The organism is Vibrio sp. SCSIO 43132 (assembly GCF_019904195.1).
Taxonomy (GTDB): Bacteria; Pseudomonadota; Gammaproteobacteria; order Enterobacterales; family Vibrionaceae; genus Vibrio; species Vibrio nigripulchritudo.
Map to the genome: position 1 here is coordinate 1,314,986 of NZ_CP063199.1, position 17,736 is coordinate 1,332,721.

General features: G+C 47.3%; 17 protein-coding genes and 1 other RNA gene. 9 read left to right on the forward strand and 9 right to left on the reverse strand.

All coding sequences use genetic code 11. The features are described from left to right. The first annotated feature begins 43 nt into the window (after positions 1–43). The 3 genes from INR79_RS05955 to INR79_RS05965 are packed head-to-tail and all read left to right on the forward strand — an operon-like array spanning position 44 to position 4,592. Positions 44–1,111: an efflux RND transporter periplasmic adaptor subunit gene (locus INR79_RS05955; RefSeq protein ID WP_022599123.1), complete on the forward strand. Its 1,068-nt coding sequence runs from the start codon at positions 44–46 to the stop codon at positions 1,109–1,111. Positions 1,112–1,113: 2 nt separating this feature from the next. Next, on the forward strand, positions 1,114–4,254 hold the full coding sequence (locus INR79_RS05960) for a multidrug efflux RND transporter permease subunit (protein ID WP_223096373.1): 3,141 nt from the start codon (positions 1,114–1,116) through the stop codon (positions 4,252–4,254). A gap of 20 nt (positions 4,255–4,274) precedes the next feature. Continuing rightward, positions 4,275–4,592, forward strand: coding sequence for a DUF1244 domain-containing protein (locus tag INR79_RS05965; RefSeq protein WP_004402102.1), 318 nt, complete (start codon positions 4,275–4,277; stop codon positions 4,590–4,592). Positions 4,593–4,652: 60 nt separating this feature from the next. Here the strand turns inward: INR79_RS05965 and INR79_RS05970 are convergent, their stop codons facing one another. Next, positions 4,653–5,708 carry a PLP-dependent cysteine synthase family protein gene (locus INR79_RS05970; RefSeq protein ID WP_223096374.1) on the reverse strand — a complete coding sequence of 352 codons (1,056 nt, stop codon included), beginning with the start codon at positions 5,706–5,708 and terminating at the stop codon, positions 4,653–4,655. Positions 5,709–5,895: 187 nt separating this feature from the next. Here INR79_RS05970 and INR79_RS05975 point away from each other — a divergent pair, with 187 nt between their 5' ends. Further along, the gene (locus tag INR79_RS05975) at positions 5,896–6,363 is read left to right on the forward strand and encodes an Lrp/AsnC family transcriptional regulator (protein WP_022550103.1); all 468 of its coding nucleotides are present in this window, start codon (positions 5,896–5,898) and stop codon (positions 6,361–6,363) included. Positions 6,364–6,465: 102 nt separating this feature from the next. Beyond that, entirely contained in the window at positions 6,466–7,530 is a 1,065-nt protein-coding gene (locus INR79_RS05980; protein WP_223096375.1) for a YHYH protein, read from the forward strand. A 57-nt stretch (positions 7,531–7,587) separates the two neighbouring features. Here INR79_RS05980 and tesB read toward each other — a convergent pair whose 3' ends face one another. Beyond that, complete coding sequence (tesB, locus tag INR79_RS05985) at positions 7,588–8,448, reverse strand: acyl-CoA thioesterase II (protein WP_200765757.1); 861 nt, start codon at positions 8,446–8,448, stop codon at positions 7,588–7,590. A 147-nt stretch (positions 8,449–8,595) separates the two neighbouring features. On the opposite strand from tesB, the gene INR79_RS05990 reads away from it, so the two are divergent. Beyond that, positions 8,596–9,036, forward strand: coding sequence for a YbaY family lipoprotein (locus INR79_RS05990; protein WP_022593106.1), 441 nt, complete (start codon positions 8,596–8,598; stop codon positions 9,034–9,036). A 39-nt stretch (positions 9,037–9,075) separates the two neighbouring features. Here INR79_RS05990 and INR79_RS05995 read toward each other — a convergent pair whose 3' ends face one another. After that, a complete protein-coding gene (locus INR79_RS05995) occupies positions 9,076–9,378 on the reverse strand; it encodes an MGMT family protein (protein ID WP_022550107.1) in 303 nt (100 codons plus the stop codon). Positions 9,379–9,422: 44 nt separating this feature from the next. Between INR79_RS05995 and INR79_RS06000 the strand changes: the two genes are divergently transcribed. From INR79_RS06000 to ffs, 3 genes are all read left to right on the forward strand, one after another. After that, on the forward strand, positions 9,423–10,163 hold the full coding sequence (locus INR79_RS06000) for a hypothetical protein (RefSeq protein WP_004400451.1): 741 nt from the start codon (positions 9,423–9,425) through the stop codon (positions 10,161–10,163). 214 nt (positions 10,164–10,377) lie between these two features. After that, positions 10,378–12,318 (forward strand): diguanylate cyclase, encoded by a 1,941-nt coding sequence (locus tag INR79_RS06005; protein ID WP_410482896.1) that lies wholly within the window; start codon positions 10,378–10,380, stop codon positions 12,316–12,318. A gap of 183 nt (positions 12,319–12,501) precedes the next feature. Continuing rightward, positions 12,502–12,598: signal recognition particle sRNA small type (ffs, locus tag INR79_RS06010), an RNA gene on the forward strand. A 204-nt stretch (positions 12,599–12,802) separates the two neighbouring features. Here ffs and INR79_RS06015 read toward each other — a convergent pair. The 6 genes from INR79_RS06015 to agaW form a co-directional block, all read right to left on the reverse strand. Then, positions 12,803–12,958, reverse strand: a complete 156-nt coding sequence (locus INR79_RS06015; protein ID WP_004400448.1) for a hypothetical protein — start codon at positions 12,956–12,958, stop codon at positions 12,803–12,805. 592 nt (positions 12,959–13,550) lie between these two features. Continuing rightward, positions 13,551–14,405, reverse strand: a complete 855-nt coding sequence (locus tag INR79_RS06020; protein WP_022601309.1) for a tagatose bisphosphate family class II aldolase — start codon at positions 14,403–14,405, stop codon at positions 13,551–13,553. Beyond that, positions 14,396–15,586 (reverse strand): N-acetylglucosamine-6-phosphate deacetylase, encoded by a 1,191-nt coding sequence (gene nagA / locus INR79_RS06025; RefSeq protein ID WP_223096377.1) that lies wholly within the window; start codon positions 15,584–15,586, stop codon positions 14,396–14,398. The genes INR79_RS06020 and nagA overlap by 10 nt, the downstream gene beginning before the upstream one ends. Beyond that, on the reverse strand, positions 15,576–16,016 hold the full coding sequence (agaF, locus tag INR79_RS06030; RefSeq protein ID WP_045961469.1) for a PTS galactosamine/N-acetylgalactosamine transporter subunit IIA: 441 nt from the start codon (positions 16,014–16,016) through the stop codon (positions 15,576–15,578). Before agaF ends, nagA begins: the two co-directional genes overlap by 11 nt. 58 nt (positions 16,017–16,074) lie before the next feature. Next, on the reverse strand, positions 16,075–16,959 hold the full coding sequence (gene agaE, locus INR79_RS06035; RefSeq protein WP_022590593.1) for a PTS N-acetylgalactosamine transporter subunit IID: 885 nt from the start codon (positions 16,957–16,959) through the stop codon (positions 16,075–16,077). Continuing rightward, a complete protein-coding gene (agaW, locus tag INR79_RS06040) occupies positions 16,949–17,725 on the reverse strand; it encodes a PTS N-acetylgalactosamine transporter subunit IIC (RefSeq protein WP_004400443.1) in 777 nt (258 codons plus the stop codon). The genes agaE and agaW overlap by 11 nt, the downstream gene beginning before the upstream one ends. Positions 17,726–17,736: the final 11 nt, after the last annotated feature.

The following is a 17,736-nucleotide window of genomic DNA, read 5'->3' on the forward strand; positions in this document are numbered from 1 at the left end:
TCACTTGATAAAATTGTGTTTATACAAACTTCGGGCTTTCCGTATGAAAACTAAATCGATATTTCCTATTCTTTTCTCTACTTTATTCCTCTTAGCCCCTTCAGCTTTTGCAAAAGAATCACGAGGCGAAAGATCAGTAGCTGTAGTAACAGAGTTGGTCGCGGAACATCAAATTTCCCAATCCTTGTCTCTTATTGGCAAATTAGAGGCGAGTGAAAGTGTCATTATCGCTCCAGAAGCGGCTGGGAAAGTTGAATCTATTAAGATTCGTTCCAATCAGGATGTGAAAAAAGGGCAAGTGCTCATCACACTCAATGACGATAAATCCAGAGCCTCAGTTTCAGAAGCCACTGCTTATCTGGCGGACCAGCAAAGGATACTTAAGGAGTATCAACGCCTGTTAAAACGGGGCGCTATCACTCAAACCGAGATTGATGGTCAGAAAGCATCTGTAGACATCGCCAGTGCAAGACTGAGTGCTGCAAAAGCTAACCTGGATGATCTTCACATCAAAGCCCCATTTTCCGGCACAGTCGGGTTTGTCGATTTTAGCCGAGGCAAGTTAGTAAGCGTGGGTGAGAACTTACTTACGCTGGACAACCTCTCTTTAATGGAGCTGGATATTCAAGTACCAGAGCGCTATTTGGCTCAGTTATCCGTTGGCATGCCTGTCGTTGCGACTAACCAAGCCTGGGGGAACAAACGGTTTGATGGTGAAGTCGTGGCGATTGACTCACGAATCAATCCTGAAACCCTTAATCTGCGTGTCAGAGTACATTTTAAAAATGCCAGTAAGCAGCTCAAACCAGGGATGTTGATGGCGGCAACTCTGGATTTTCCACCTCTGAGTGCGCCTATTATTCCTGTTCAGTCACTGCAATATTCAGGCACCAAACGCTACGTTTATGTGGTTGGTGAAAACAACAAAGCCACACGTACCGAAATTCTGTTAGGTGCTCGTATCGACAATCAGGTCGTGGTTGAAAAAGGGCTGGAGATCGGACAAAAGATCGTGGTTCAGGGCGTGGTGAACATGCGTGATGGCGTTAAAGTTCGTGAAGCTGGCGAAAAGCCACAGGGTGGGAAACAACCTTCCCGTAAGGAGCAGTAATCATGTGGCTGTCTGATGTATCGGTAAAAAGGCCGGTTGTTGCCATTGTTCTGAGTTTGCTGCTCTGTGTGTTTGGCTTTGTTTCTTTCACCAAGCTTTCTGTTCGGGAAATGCCGGACATAGAAAGCCCTGTGGTTACCGTCAGTACCAGTTATGATGGCGCATCGGCTTCCATCATGGAAAGTCAGGTCACTTCCGTATTGGAAGACCAGCTCTCCGGCATCAGTGGCATAGACGAAATTACGTCTGTTTCGCGTAATGGTTTTTCCCGCATCACCATAAAATTCGAACTTGGCTATGACCTGAACACTGGCGCGAGCGATGTGCGTGATGCGGTCGCCCGAGCCCAGCGCCGTTTGCCCGATGAAGCCAATGATCCCATCGTCTACAAAGATAACGGCAGTGGCGAAGCTTCGGTATATATCAACCTAAGTTCTTCCGAAATGGATCGCACCCAGTTAACGGATTATACCGAGCGTGTGCTGGTCGACCGTTTTTCTCTTATCACTGGTGTCAGCTCCGTCAACATTTCGGGCGGATTGTATAAGGTGATGTACGTTAAGCTCAAGCCAGAGCTTATGGCGGGGCGCGGTGTAACCACAACCAACATTACCAGTGCACTTAGAAGTGAAAACGTTGAAAACCCAGGTGGGGAAGTCCGAAACGACACCATGGTCATGTCGGTTCGCACCGCCCGTTTATACAACACACCTGAAGATTTTGATTATCTGGTCGTCAAGCAAGCCAAGGATGGATCCCCAATTTATCTTCGCGATGTTGCGGATGTGTTTATCGGAGCGAAAAACGAAAACTCTACCTTCAAAAGTGACGGCGTAGTAAACGTCAGTCTAGGTATTGTCCCTCAGTCTGATGCCAATCCATTGCAAGTTGCCAAAGCGGTACATGATGAAGTTGAGAAGATTCAGAAATTCTTGCCAGAAGGCACGCGTTTAGCCATCGACTACGACTCAACGGTTTTCATCGACCGTTCGATTTCTGAAGTCTATAACACCCTCTTTATCACAGGTGGCTTGGTGGTATTGGTGTTGTACATCTTTATCGGACAAGTCAGAGCAACGCTGATCCCTGCGGTAACGGTGCCAGTTTCTCTGATTTCTTCTTTTATCGCGGCTTATTATTTCGGGTTTTCTATCAACCTTATCACCCTAATGGCTCTAATACTTTCCATCGGATTGGTGGTGGATGATGCCATCGTTGTGGTCGAAAATATTTACCACCATATCGAACGCGGTGAATCTCCCTTACTGGCTGCTTATAAAGGCACACGCGAAGTGGGTTTCGCCGTTGTCGCGACAACGTTAGTGCTGGTGATGGTGTTCCTGCCCATTTCCTTTATGGAAGGTATGGTCGGTCTTTTGTTTACCGAATTTTCTGTCTTGCTCTCTATGTCAGTGATTTTCTCCTCCCTGATAGCGCTGACTCTTACGCCAGTACTGGGAAGTAAGATCCTCAAGGCGAATGTGAAAGCCAGCCGGTTCAATACCTTCATCGACAATATGTTTGGCAAACTTGAGAGAGCGTATCGCCGAGCGTTATCCAAAGCCATGGCGTGGCGAGTTCTGGCTCCAATCATCATTTTGGGTTGTATTGGTGGCAGTGTTTATCTGATGGAGCAGGTGCCTTCTCAACTGGCACCAAAAGAAGACCGTGGTGTGTTGTTTGCGTTTGTAAGAGGAGCAGATGGCACCAGTTATAACCGAATGAATGCCAATATCGATATCGTAGAGCAAAGGTTACTGCCACTTCTAGGGCAGGGTGTACTTAAGTCTTTCAGCGTTCAGTCTCCGGCGTTTGGAGGTCGGGCTGGTGACCAGACTGGCTTCGTTATTATGATATTGGAAGACTGGGAGGACAGAACTCAAACCGCCCAGCAAGCGCTAGGAATGGTGAGAAAAGCCCTGGGTGATATTCCAGACGCCAGAGTCTTTCCAATGATGCCAGGTTTTCGTGGAGGCTCTAGCGAACCCGTTCAGTTTGTACTCGGTGGCTCTGACTATCAAGAGCTACAGAAATGGGCAAATCTCATCAAAGACAAAGCCAACGAAAGCGATTTGATGAACGGGGCAGACATCAACTACTCCGAAAAGACGCCGGAACTGGTGGTGAGTGTTGATAAGCAACGTGCGGCAGAGTTGGGGATTAAAGTCACCGACATTTCTACCACACTGGAAGTGATGCTTGGCGGTAAAACAGAAACCACATTCATCGAGCGAGGTGAAGAATATGATGTCTATCTTCGTGGCGATGAAAACCACTTCAACAGCGCAGCCGATCTCAGCCAAATATACATGCGGACGCAAACTGGGCAACTGGTTACTCTGGATGCGGTGACCAAAATTGAAGAAGTAGGCGCATCGATTCGTCTTTCTCATACTAACAAGCAAAAGTCGATTACCGTGAGTGCTAATCTCAATGAAGGGGTCACTCTGGGGCAGGCTCTGGATCACTTAGATAAACTGGCGATTGATAGCCTGCCGAGTGACATTAGCGTCGCTTACTCTGGTGAATCCAAGGAATTCAAAGAAAACCAAGCCAGTGTGCTTATAGTGTTTGCGTTAGCCCTGTTAGTTGCCTACCTTGTTTTAGCCGCTCAGTTTGAAAGCTTTGTAAACCCGCTGGTTGTGATGTTTACCGTTCCTATGGGCGTATTAGGCGGATTCCTGGGGCTGTTCTTTATGGAGCAAGGGCTCAATATATACAGCCAGATAGGTATGATCATGCTGATTGGGATGGTGACTAAGAACGGCATTTTGATCGTCGAGTTCGCTAACCAGTTACGGGACAAAGGTATCGAATTTGAGCAAGCGATCGTCGATGCGTCAGCCAGACGTTTACGCCCGATCCTTATGACGGCGTTTACCACACTTTCAGGTTCAATACCGCTGATATTGTCGAGCGGTGCCGGTTACGAAAGCCGCGTGGCTGTGGGTACTGTCATCTTCTTCGGAATGGCATTCGCTACCATGGTGACCTTGTTTGTGATTCCGGCGATGTATCGGCTGATCTCTGCTCGCACGCATTCGCCAGGCTATGTAGAATCACAACTCAATGCCGCGTTAGCGAAAGACGTAAAAGCCCGTTCATCACATGGTGAGATTACAATGGGCAGCAGCAAAGAATAGAAACCAACAAGGAACAGATAATGGCCGATTTTAATTACAAGAACTTAAGCCAGGAAGAACAGGATAAGCTGGACGCAGCGGTGTTTCGTCGCTTACTCAGCCATTTAGACAATAACAAAGATGTTCAGAATATTGACCTGATGATCTTGGCAGGTTTCTGTCGCAACTGTTTCAGTAAGTGGTATAAAGCAGAAGCCGATGAGCAAGGGCTGGCACTTTCTATCGATGATGCCAGAGAGCGAGTTTACGGAATGACTTACGATGAGTGGAAAGAAAACCATCAGCTTCCGGCTACACCTGAACAGCTGGCAGCGTTCGAAGCCCGCCAGAAGAAATAGTGCTCTAAAGGTTACTTGCAATGCAAAACGCCAGCTCAGTTTGAGCTGGCGTTTTTGATTTTATACTCCAAACTTTTCCTGAAGTTCTTTGGTATAGGGCGACAGGTCACCTATGTGAGTGTTAACCCACTCTTCGTTGTAATAGGTATCCAGATAGCGCTCACCGCTGTCACACAATAGCGTGACAATCGAGCCTGTTTCCCCACGTTCACGCATCGTTTCAGCTATCTGCAAGACACCATATAAGTTAGTTCCAGTCGACGCGCCGACCTTTCTGCCTAAGATTGTTTCCATCCACCGCGCGGTAGCAACGCTGGCTGCATCCGGAACGGTTTTCATTTCGTCGATGACGCCGGGCATAAAACTCGGTTCGACTCTGGGGCGACCAATCCCTTCAATTCGACTGCCTATATCCAGACTTAAATCGGCATCACCTGTTTTATAGTATGAGTGAAATACGGAATGCTCAGGGTCCACTACACACAGTTTTGTGTGGTGCTTTTGATAACGAATAAACCGGCCAATGGTGGCAGATGTGCCTCCGGTTCCTGCACTCATCACAATCCACTCTGGCACCGGATAATCTTCTAATGCCATCTGCTCAAAAATACTGTTGGCGATGTTGTTGTTTCCACGCCAGTCGGTCGCTCGTTCAGCATAGGTAAACTGATCCATGTAGTGGCCATTTAATTCTTTCGCCAGACGTCGGGATTCCTCATAGATTTCGTCTGTTCTTTCCACGAAATGCGCTTCACCACCGTAGAATTGGATCAGGTCGATCTTCGACTGAGCGGTTTTCTTCGGTACAACCGCGATAAACCTTAACCCTAGCAAACGCGCAAAATACGCTTCGCTAACCGCGGTGCTGCCGGAAGAAGCCTCGATGATTGGGGTGCCCGGACCCACCCATCCATTACAGATGGAATACAGAAACAAAGAGCGAGCCAGTCGATGCTTTAACGACCCAGTTGGATGAGTGCTTTCGTCTTTCAGGTAGATGTCGATGCCTTGAAGGTTGGGTAGATTCAACTTGATAAGATGCGTGTCGGCACTACGTTGAAAATCGGCTTCGATTTTACGAACCGCGTTGTTGATCCAGTCGTGGTCTAAACACATATTTCATCCTTCCTTATTACCTTTGGTCAGGTTTTCGTATACAGCTCGAATCTCTGTATCCCTAGGTCATTCAATACAATCATTGTTCAATAAAGAAACAGGTTACTCCTTAATCGAAAGAAAGTGTTTATTGTTTTTATTCGCTATGGCCTAATTAGGGGAATTTCTTTCTACAATTGAATTTATTATGAGCAAACCATCACTGGACAGAATCGACAGAGAGCTTCTTATCCTGTTGCAGCAAGATTCCACGTTGTCATTAAACGAACTGGCAGAGAAAGTCCATTTGACGACAACACCTTGTTGGAAAAGGCTCAAGCGGTTGGAGGAAGAAGGGTTTATCGACAAAAGGGTCGCGCTGCTTAACCCAGAAAAGCTAGGTCTTTGCTTTACGGCGTTTGTATTGGTGAAAACCAGTGATCACTCTCATGAGTGGTACAGCACATTTGTGGAAACCGTTTCTGAATTTCCTGAAGTGATGGAATTCTACCGTATGGCAGGCGAATACGATTACATGATGCGGGTTCTGGTTGAAGATATGAAAACCTTTGATAGCTTTTATAAGCGGCTCGTTAACAGTGTTGATGGCATTACCAATGTGACCTCCACATTCGCGATGGAATCCTTAAAGTACACCACAGCCCTGCCTGTATAGGTCAAGCTTAGTCAATCGATGTAAAGCTGCGTAAAGGACCTCGATTTCATTAACTCTCTGTCTAAACTCATTAATAAGATTTAGATTCAGTAAGGGAAAAAGATGAAATTGATTTACGCAGTGATGCTTACCTCCACACTCGTCGGGTGCAACGGCGGCAGTTCAGACTCAGGTTCTGCTTCTCCATCCAATATCAACAACAGCTCATCCGGTTTACCTCAGGATGGCAATATCACCAACTACAATTTTACTTCCCTTTCTGGTGATTGCTTAGACTACATTGGTTCCCTTACCTCCAGCGTGACGGATATTCAGCGCTCCCTCGCTTTCAATGGTTCTGTCAGCATCTCTTCGGCAGGCAACAAATGCGTGATTGAGAGTAATCACATTCCTAATCACGATTTTAATGATCAGTCTGCGTCGTTTGCGACCAATGTGAGCGAGCAGGACTCCGACTACGAGATTACGGCTAACCCAAGTTTCGCCGCCTCTACCACCACATTGAGTATGGCGATTTCCGAAGGTGTACTCCTGAATGGAGTCAACGTCGATATGTTGGCTGCTGCTTGTTATGCCGTTGGCAGCGAACCTCTAGGACGGGAAAAGATCGGTTGTGGGCAAAGCGAAATTAACAACCCATGGCGATACGATCCTATGTCTAGCCTGAATGGCTTTGGCACTGATCAGCATAATGCGCATGTTCAGCCAACGGGAAAGTACCATTATCACGGAAACCCAGTCGCCATGTTTGTACAGAACTGCGCTGGTGGCAGTGCATCTCCCGTCATTGGTTTCGCAGCTGACGGATTCCCGATTTACGGCAGTTGTTTTGCCGACAATGGCACAGTCAGAAAAGCCACACCAAGCTATCGACTGAAGTCGGGAACAAGGCAGGCAGTGTCTGGGTACACCACACCTGTGTCAGGGCAAGGCGTTGTAGCAAGTGCTAACTACGATGGGCAGTTCCGAGGAGACTACGAATATGTGAGTGGGTTGGGGGACCTGGACGAATGCAATGGAATGACGGTCAATGGTCAGTACGGTTATTACATCACCGACAGTTTTCCATGGGTGTTGAACTGCTTTAAGGGAACAGTAGATAACTCATTTTCACTCTCTGGTTTGTCACGAGCACACAGCCATGATGGGGAATATCATACTCACTAAAAACAAAAGGCAACTCACTGAGTTGCCTTTTCTGTTTCGCGTGGATGCTAGTCGATTCTACTTGGTAAACCTCATAACACCTTCCTGAACGGCACTTGCCACCATTGCTCCCTGCTGATTGAAAATCTCACCTCGTACTAAGCCGCGGGTATTGCTGGCGGTCGGGCTTTCAATCGCGTAGAGAAGCCACTCATCCATTTTGAAAGGACGATGGAACCACATGGAGTGATCGATAGTGGCAACCTGAAAGTTAGGCGTCATCAAAGAAACTTCATGTGGGTGAAGTGCGGTAACCAGAAAACCCCAGTCAGAGGCATAAGCCAGTAAGTACTGATGAATTAACTGATTATCAGGCACTTCGCCATTGGCTTTAATCCAAAGGTATTGAGTCGGCTTTTCTTTCTGAGGCTTTAACGGGTTTACTACCGTAACAGGGCGAACTTCAATTGGTTTTTCACCGCAGAAAGCCTGTTTGATTTTTTCTGGCAAATAATCGGCAATTCGACTCGCCAGCTCAGATTCTGAAGCATAGTTCTCAGGACCTGCAATTTCAGGCATGGCGTTTTGATGTTCAAATCCTGGTGCATCTCCATGATAAGACGCAGTGAGGTAAAAAATCGGGCGACCATTTTGGATGGCTTTAACGCGCCTTGTACTGAAACTTCTTCCGTCTCTCAGGTTTTCGACATCATAGATGATGGACTTTTCCGGATCTCCCGGAAACAGAAAGTAGCTATGAAAAGAGTGTACAGTGCGGTCACTTTCTACCGTATACCGGGAAGCCGACAATGCCTGCCCGATAACTTGTCCACCATACACCTGCGGTAATCCAAGGTTTTCACTTTGTCCACGGAAGAGCCCCTGTTCTAGTTGTTCTAACTGCAATAAATCGAGCAGTTCGTCTAATGGTTTACTCATCGTACCTCCGTCAAAGTTGTGTCAATTAAATACCTTGGATAACGACAAAAAACAAGTAGTAGCGATATACTCAGCACCAATTCAAGTCGAAGTGTAAACTTGATGAAATCATTCTTTCATTGCGTCCATTAAACCAGGATAAAAGATATGAAAAAACTAATGGTTATCTTGATGACCGCCGCCGCTGGCTTAAGCTTATCTGGCTGTCAAAATGCAGAAGAATCGAAAGCTTCAGTTCAGGTAAAACCAGTGGAAATGGCGTCTGTTGAAGGCTCTCTGTACTACCTGGAACGCATGGCACTGCCAGACAACGCTTACGTTACAGTCACACTGCAAGACATCTCCCTAGCGGATGCCCCTGCGGTTTTGATCACTAGCCAAGAATTTGAAACCAACGGAAATCAAGTTCCTTTCTATTTCAAGTTAGACTATGACAAAGCGAAAATCCTGCCTCATCATACATACAGTGTAAGCGCACGAATTGAGGTCGGCGGCGAACTCAGGTACATCACGGATACCGTATTCCCTGTCATCACAGATGAAAGCAAAACGCACAAGCTGGATTTGATGCTGGTTCGCACACGTTAAATCTAAGTCTGATCAGTGGCTGCCGGCTTGCTTTAGGGCTTAGGGCTGCCACTGGTAATCTTTCAGTCGTACCTTTCCCGCCAAGTTCACGACAATCCCCTCATCCTCCAGTTTTCCTTTCTGCCTGTCGTAGGCCGTTCCTTTTAATGAGATCTCTCCCTTACTATTGATGACTCGGTGCCAGGGTAACTTACTGCCTTTGGGTAGGTTTCCGAGAGCTTTACCTACATGTCTGGCATAGCCAGGATATCCTGCTAGCTGGGCTACCTGACCATAGGTAGAGACCTTGCCATATGGAATTTGGTGAATTACTGCAAAGATTTGGCTTAAAAATTGATCCATACTGAATTGGTCCTAGTTCGTCCATGGAATAGAAGGAGAGAGCTATGGTGTTTTCGACGCTCCAGTTCATCATTACCACTTTACTTGCGATTGTATGTGCAAGGGCGATTAGTATGAGTGGTGGTGATATTCCAGTTCTTGCTTTGGTTATTCCTGCTTTGTGGATACTCCCTCAAGGGGGCGCAGCAGGGTTCATTTTACTTGGTGCTTTGGCAGTGTATGGTTTTACGCTTCCTTTGCAACCCATCGCCATGTCATTAAGTGTCTGGATCTTATTCCCGTTACTGATGGTGACGTTCTCCCGCCGTAGCAGTATTTACGTACTGATTACCACGGCTGCAACGGTTCTGGTGATGCAGGTTGGCATTATGGTGACTCAGGCAGAAGGTAAAATTCCCGGTTCGTGGGAAGTGACATTAGTTCAAACGCTCTCTGTTATTGCGACCTGGTATGCAGTTCGCCATTGGAAGTCTTCATCTCAACACAGCTGGTGGACACTTTCACTCATATTGGCACTGTGGCTGGCAGGCTGGACTCATGCCGCACTGATCGCTTTGTGCCTTGTGGGCATCATTGCGTCAGCTGAAACATTACCAAAACTGTCAAAATTCAATTGGAACAAACTGCTTTGCTGGACCCTGCCTACGGTGGCTTTTGCCGCTATGGTGACATCGAATACCGTCGAAATTCCCAATCCGGTATTCGTAGTCTGGATATTCTTTTTGGGCACAGCTTGGGCAACCGATTACATCCTGCGTTCCGCAGATGAGCACGAGGATGCATAAAACCGTTTAGCTGTCGGCTCAATTTGATTCAGCAAGGTTATCAATCCTCCTCTTTTTGAACTAACCTCACATTTTTGATGTGAGGTTTCGTGTTTATTCTAGTAGCTCTTTTTTTTGTTACGTTTATGTGAAAGATAGGTGTGTTTTACGGCACAGAGAGCGATAAGTGAAAAAACTATTAGCCCTGATGGGTGCTTTTTTAGCGCTTCAACTTATGGGAATAAAAGTGGTTTATGGACAGAAACCTTACTATGTTGTCGCAACAGAGGCAGATGATGTAGTGACTCGCTTTCTTTTCGATGCCGTTGCCGAAGAGTTTTCTGTTGGGGTCGAGTACCGGGATATGCCGGATTTCGATTCCATTCTTGAGTCCGTTGCCAGTGGCGAAAGTGACTTTGCTGCAAATGTCACCCATACCGAAGAAAGAGCCAAGCTCTTCGACTTTTCCGCCCCAACCAACATAGAGTACACCTACTTATTCAGCCCGTCTGGCATCAGCCTGATAGATGCCGAAGTGATTGGCGTCCCAAAAAACACCATCTATCCCTCTTTAGTAAAACAAAATTTCCCAAATGTCAGGCTAGTTGAGTACAACGGATTTGAAGAAGCCAAGAACTTGCTCATTTCGGGAGAGGTCAACGGTGTAATCGATGCCATCAATCAATTGAAAGCCATGCTGACGATAGGGCTGGACGCTCAGCTATTGAATGATCAGATTTCCATTAAGCCGGTGTCAATCATTGCCCGCAGAGGGCAACACGCTTATATGATGGAAAAAATCGTCAAATTCATTCATTCAGAATCCATGCAAAAGCGACTTCGAAAACACATCAGTGAGTACCAGTTTGATATACGCAGAAGGGCGCTCCGACGAGACATGTTGGTGTTGGGTCTCAAATCGAATCAGACCTTCAGAGTCAAACTTGAAAACGCCTACCCCTATGTTGAATACACCAAAGAAGGTGATGTTCAGGGGATCAGTGCGGATACTTTGCTGCAAGCCTGCCAGATCCTCACTTTTAACTGTGAAGTAGTGAGTACCGCCTACGAAAGCTGGGAGAGCATGTATGGCGATTTGATCAATAAGAAAATCGATATTCTTGCGCCGTTAACCATCTCTGAACAGCGCAAAAACATCGCTTATTTCAGTGTTCCGCATTACTTCCCAGAAGCGATCATCGTAAAGCGTCTGGGCTTCAAACCGGACGTTTACACCCATGTATCGGAACTGATTACCGAACGAATTGGGGTGGTAAGAAACGATTTTTTTGATGAACTGCTAAGCCAGTTACTGCCGCAAAAAACCTTTGTGCGTTACTCCAGCCAGGATGAGCTGGTGAAAGCGCTGGTTAACAATGAGATTGACTACATTGCGTTGGACAAAGCTTCCCTGAATATTCTGTTGAAAGAGCAGGAGCTATTGCCCATTACTCAGGACTACAGCATCGAGAGTTTTCACAGTTCCGAAATCGCATTAGGTTTTCCCAAAAATACTCGGGGAGAAGTGCTCGCCGCGTTGTTCTCTCGTGCTATCAGAATGCTGGATACATCAAGCATCAACGACTTTTACGACAAACAGCCAGACTGGCGGAACACTCTAGAGAAAGAACAGGAACTGGCAAACCAGACTAAACGGCTATTTATTGTCGCGTTTCTGTTTATCCTGCTGGTGGCGTACCTGCTTTATCGCCAGGCGAATACCGACAGCCTGACCAAGTTAGAAAACCGACGTGCACTCAACTTAAAATATCGCCGTGGGATCAAGCCCTGGCAGACGGTGTTCTATCTGGATATAAACGATTTCAAGCAGATTAACGACCAGTATGGACACGACGTAGGAGACAGAGTGATTCAGACCTACGCCTCCATCATCAGAAGAAACTGGAAGGGCAATTGGTACCGAATCGGAGGGGACGAGTTTATTCTGGTCACCTCGAACCCGTTAGAAAACATCAATCGTGTTCTTAAGAACCTTCGTTTGTTTACCTTCTATCTGGAAGAAAGAGATCGCGATCTTTCAGTGTCTGTTTCAATTGGTGTGTTTCAGCCCAGAAACAAAGAGTTCACGCTCCGAGAGATTCTCATCAAAGCCGACGAAGCCATGTATCAATCTAAACGCAAAGGAGAGCCAACCTTTGTTTCCGTCGATAACTGATGGTTTTCAAAAGGCATTTATTCTTCGCTAACTTTCAGAAATTGTTCACTTTGGGTAATCTTTCATCATTCAGATCAAGATTGGGCTAATTATTCGGTCATAGGGTTGCAATCGGGGCAAGGATACTGAATAATCCATCCTGCCTTCGGGGATACCCCTTTGGCACTACAGAATCTATGGAGGTCCTGGTCCTCCCGCAACGATAGCTCGTGAACTCGGTCAGGCCCGGAAGGGAGCAGCCGCAGCGTGTGACTCGTGTGCCGGGATGTGGCTGGGGCTTCCACCCATTTAAAACGCCGCTTTTTAGCGGCGTTTTGCTTTTCTGAATATTATCCCCGTTCATACTGAACAACAGAATATCGTTTAGTGAAGGTGTTTGGTTGGAGTCAATGAAGGTGGATTTTCAATTTCAGCCACTTAACTCGCTTATATAAAACGTTTTTAAATGGCTGATTTGGAGTAAGTTAAAGAAGGGGGGGGGGGGTTACTGTTCTTGGTTCAGCTTTTCTTGTTCTCTTTTTTTCTTTAACTTCCTGTCTTGGTCAAAATGCCACTTGATGGCGAAGTATCCGCCGATTAGTAAAACGATAACCTTGAACGCCATGGCGACGTAAGGGAAAAAATCTGTCCAATGACTCATCGTATTTCTCCACACTATTACATTTCGTTATTTTTATTGAAGAGCGATACCACAAAACTGCTACGCACAACATTCGCCAACTGATACAGGTTAAACAGCAGCTTTCAAAACACCTGATATACCGGAAAGGTATCCGTACAATTTATCTTAGAGGATGCTCAAAATTAAGGGCTTGGGCGAGTTCATTTTGAACCGGTACTGAGGACCGACCCTGATCATGAAAGGTCGTTCAAGCCGTCAATATATTAATCGAAGTTTGTTATGTCAATCTCGAATGAAGGTCTTAGATTTACACGTCCAATACATTGAAAACACGGCGTTTGATACAGCATGTACTCGCGTTAAAACTTCATATGAAATCGTAGGAGGACCTCGATCCAAGGGAGTATTTCAGAAGGCGTATTAATTTCGTGTTTATAGTGCGTGAAGGATTCGAAAAATGATATCTGAAGCTAAAAAATAGGGGCTGAAAGTTCAGCCCCTGTATATCTGAGCAACCCGGTAGACAAGCTTCGACCTGGGGTAGGTGACTCAGGTATCAACACCTAATAGGGGGAGGGTGTTTAAAATAGGTTGGCTGAATGAAAAAGCTTTAGAGCTTTCCTTCGCTGCCGCACATTCGGATTTTGTCGATCACGACTTGCTTCATTGCCGCTTTGCCGGGCGTGATGTATTTGCGCGGGTCATTGGCTTCTGGGTTATCGGAAAAGTGCTGTTTAACTGCATCGGAGAATGCGATTTTTAACTCTGTCGCCACGTTCACTTTGCACACCCCTAAATCAATACAGCGTTTTACCGCATCGTCTGGCACTCCTGAAGCGCCGTGCAGTACCAGAGGAATGTCTACTTCTGCGCGAATTTTTTCTAACCGATCAAAGTCCAGCTTAGGTTCGGCTTTGTACATTCCATGTGCCGTGCCTATGGCGACTGCCAGTGAATCTATCCCTGTTCTGCGAACAAATTCTGCTGCGGATGTCGGGTCGGTCATCAGGGCATCGGCACTGTCGACGATAAGGTCATCTTCCTGACCACCTAAGCGCCCAAGCTCCGCTTCCACACTGGCGTCATAACGGTTGCAGAACTGCACAATGGACTGGACAACTTCGATGTTCTGTTCGAATGGGAAGTGAGAACCATCAATCATCACCGAGCGAATGCCATGTTCAACTTTGTGGTGAATGTCCTGCTGGTCTTCGTGGTGGTCAAGATGGAGTACCAGTGGCATGGAATGCTTGTGCGCTGCCTCTTTACAAATACTCACCAGATAATCTGTTCCGGCGTAATCGTAAGTACCCGGTGTGCCAGCTAAGATGACTGGCGACCCCATTTCAGAAGCAGTTTCGACGATCACCTGCACAGTCTCAAGGTTATGGATGTTGAATGCAGGCACCGCGTAACCACCCTGTTGCGCACGTTTAAGCATTTCACGTGAAGATATTAGATACATAGAGCCTCCTGATCGGGCGTTGCAACTGCGTTGAATACGAGACGCCCGTTTACCCAAGTTTTATGAATAGAAAAATCTGAATTTAGCGCCACCATGGAAGCGCGTTTGCCAACGTCCAGAGTGCCGAGTTGGTCTTGAATACCAAGTGACTGAGCGGGAGTCAGTGAAGCCATCAGCCAGGCTTGTTCAAGGGGAACGTTCAGCCATTGCTGAATATTGCTGACGGCGCTGTTGAGAGTAAGCGTGCTGCCTGCCAAGCCACCGGAATCTGTTGTGACGACACCGTTTTTCATTGTTACTGTGTATTCCCCTAAACGATATTCTCCGTCAGGCATGCCTGCTGCGCACATGGCATCGGTAATCAAAGTCAGGCGAGAACCGCAACAGCGGTGAGCGACATCAATGGCAACCGGGTGAACATGGTGACCATCGGCAATCATTTCTACAAAGCAATGAGGATGAACAAGACCCGCGCCGACCACACCGGGGTCGCGGTGGTGTAATCCACGCATTCCGTTGTAACAATGGACGATACCGTTAGCGCCGGCGTCTAATGCCTGCTGCACCTGATCAAAACTGGCGTCGGAGTGTCCAAGCATGACTTTTATCCCTTGAGACCGAAGATATTGAATGGCTTCGATTGCGCCTTGCTTCTCTGGTGCTAGTGCGAAGCTAATCAATTGGTTATCGCTGTATGAAATCCAGTCATCAATTTCTTCAATGCTCAGTTCTCTGAACCATTGGGTCGGGTGTGCGCCTTTGTGCTTTTCAGTGAAATACGGACCTTCGAGATAAGCGCCCAGAATCTCCGCTCCGTCTACTCCTAGTTTTTTGCTTTGGGCGACCTGTTTTAAAGCCGCGCGAATCTTTGCTGGTGGCGCAGTAACCGTAGTGGCGACAAACGCAGTTACGCCTTGCTCGGCAAAGAATTGGGACATGGTATTCAGGCTATCGTGACTGGCATCCATCACGTCACACCCTTTTGCGCCATGGACATGCGTGTCGATCATTCCCGGCATTAGGGTGACCTGACCAAGATCTATGGCGGAGTGATGCTCAGAATTGGCATAAGACTCAATGGCAGTAATCACTCCCTGCTCATCGATTGCAATAACGCCATCTTCCAACCACTGGTTGCCATGTAAGATGCGCTGAGCCCGATAGTACTGACTAGATCCCATCTTCTTCTACCGTGGTTGATTGGTTGGCTTTTTGACGCATTTCCGCTTCGAGCGAGGTAATACCCCGATGACCGCATTCCAGAGCTTGGTTTCGAAACTCCGTAAGGTTGAGTTCGTCACGTTCAAGCAGCATTTCGGCGACCATTTGCAAGTTGGTTCCGGTGACAACTTCGATATCATCGCGTTCTTGACTGATCAGAGAAGCGGTTCGGAAAGGAGTGCCTCCAAGGAGGTCGGTCAGAAATACGATGCCTTCGCCAGTATCAATCGCTTCAATGGCTTCGCGCATGGCACTTTCTAGCTGAGGCGTGGTTGCCTCTTCGGGAAAATCGATAGATTTAAATTGTGGCTGGTCACCGATGATTTGTAGCATCGCTTTCTCGATACCTGAAGCAAACCCACCGTGCCCAGACAATATGACAGCAATCATGTGTTATTCCTCTGTGGGGCTGAAAGCTCAGCCCCTTCTGACGATTAAAAAAGTGTGTTTACAAGAAGCCCATGAAGCGACCCACAACGCCAAGCGTGACGGTAATACCGATGAGTTTCAGCGGGCTCCAGCCTCGTTTCACCAGTGCGTACATAGCAAGGGTGTAAAGCAGAGGTAGAAATGCGGGCATCAGTTTGTCGATAACATCAGCCTGAAGCTTGACCACAGCATCACCGGCTGTGATTTCAGCGGTGGTCGACAGGCGAACATAGGTGGCAACCAAAGCCCCGATAACGGTCATACCCACCATGGAAGCCGCATGTCCCACTTTTTTGGTGTTGGCTTTTATCACTGGAATGGCGGCAACACCCATGCGATAGGCGTAATGGGCAAGACCAAATCGCAGACCGAAATGCACCACGTTAAACAGAACCATGAAGAAGACCGCACCCATAATGGAGCCCTGAAGCGCCAGATCTGCGCCGATGCCTCCACAAATGGGCAGCAGCGTCAGCCAGAACATGGCATCGCCAATTCCACCCATCGGTGCGCCAACTGCAATTTTGGTGCTCTGGATACTGTTGATGTTCTGCTTTGAGCGTTCCATCGCCAGCACAATTCCCATCACAAAGGTGACCAGGAAAGGGTGGGTATTAAAGAAACCCATGTGTCCCTGCATGGCTTTTGAAAGATCCGCCTTGTTGGTGTGAATCTTTTTCAGGGCTGGGAGTAAGCCATACAACCATCCTGAAGCCTGCATACGTTCAAAGTTGAATGAAGCCTGAAGTAAAAGAGAGCGCCATGCCATCTTGTTGATGTCTGCCTTGGTCAGCTCGGCACCAATCTCTTTGTTCTCGTACTCGTCTGGCGCAACCCCCGGAGCTGGCTGCACACCTGTGTTTTGACGGCGAAGGTCAATTTCGTTGCTTACATTAGATTCCATCTTCTAGATCCTCGGTTGGTGCAGTAACAGGGGTAGGTTCTGATTTGCGCATAAAGTCGATGATTGCCATTGCAGTCGCAGCGGCGGCTATCGCAAGAATTGGCAGTTCAAGCCAAGCGGCAGCGACAAAGCCAAGGATGAAATATGGAATGTAGGCATTCTTCATCATGATCTTCATCAGCACAGCGAAGCCAATCGCAGGCATGATGCCACCAGCAACACCTAAGCCATCAATCAGCTCTTTTGGTAATGTGCTGACCACAGCCCCTGCGTGCTCTGCGCCAAGGTAGATAGGTAAAAATGCACACAGAAAGTAGAAAGAGCCAAGCACTGCGAGAGCAAAATAGTTCACTCGTTCAATGCCTCTGGTGTCTGCGTCTTTAGCAAACGCATCACATTTAGACATCACTGCCGACATGGCAGAGAAGAGTAAGGTAATGCCCATTTGCACCGCGACAGCAAAGGGCACGGCAACGCCAACGGCGACATTGGGTTCTACATTGGTGGTGATGGCAAACGTGGTACCAACAATGGTGCCGATGATAACGTTGGGTGGCTGAGCGCCGGCAAGTGGTGCCAGCCCCATCCATATCAGTTCCAACGTACCACCCACCAAAATACCCGTTTGCAGGTCACCCAGAATCAGCCCGACAAGTGGACCAAGCACCACTGGGCGGTGGAAGTGAGTGAGGCCATTGAATAAATCAAGACCAGCAAAGAAGGCGAGGATGCCAAGCATCAGTGCCTGTATGAATCCTATTTCCATAATTGTGTGTC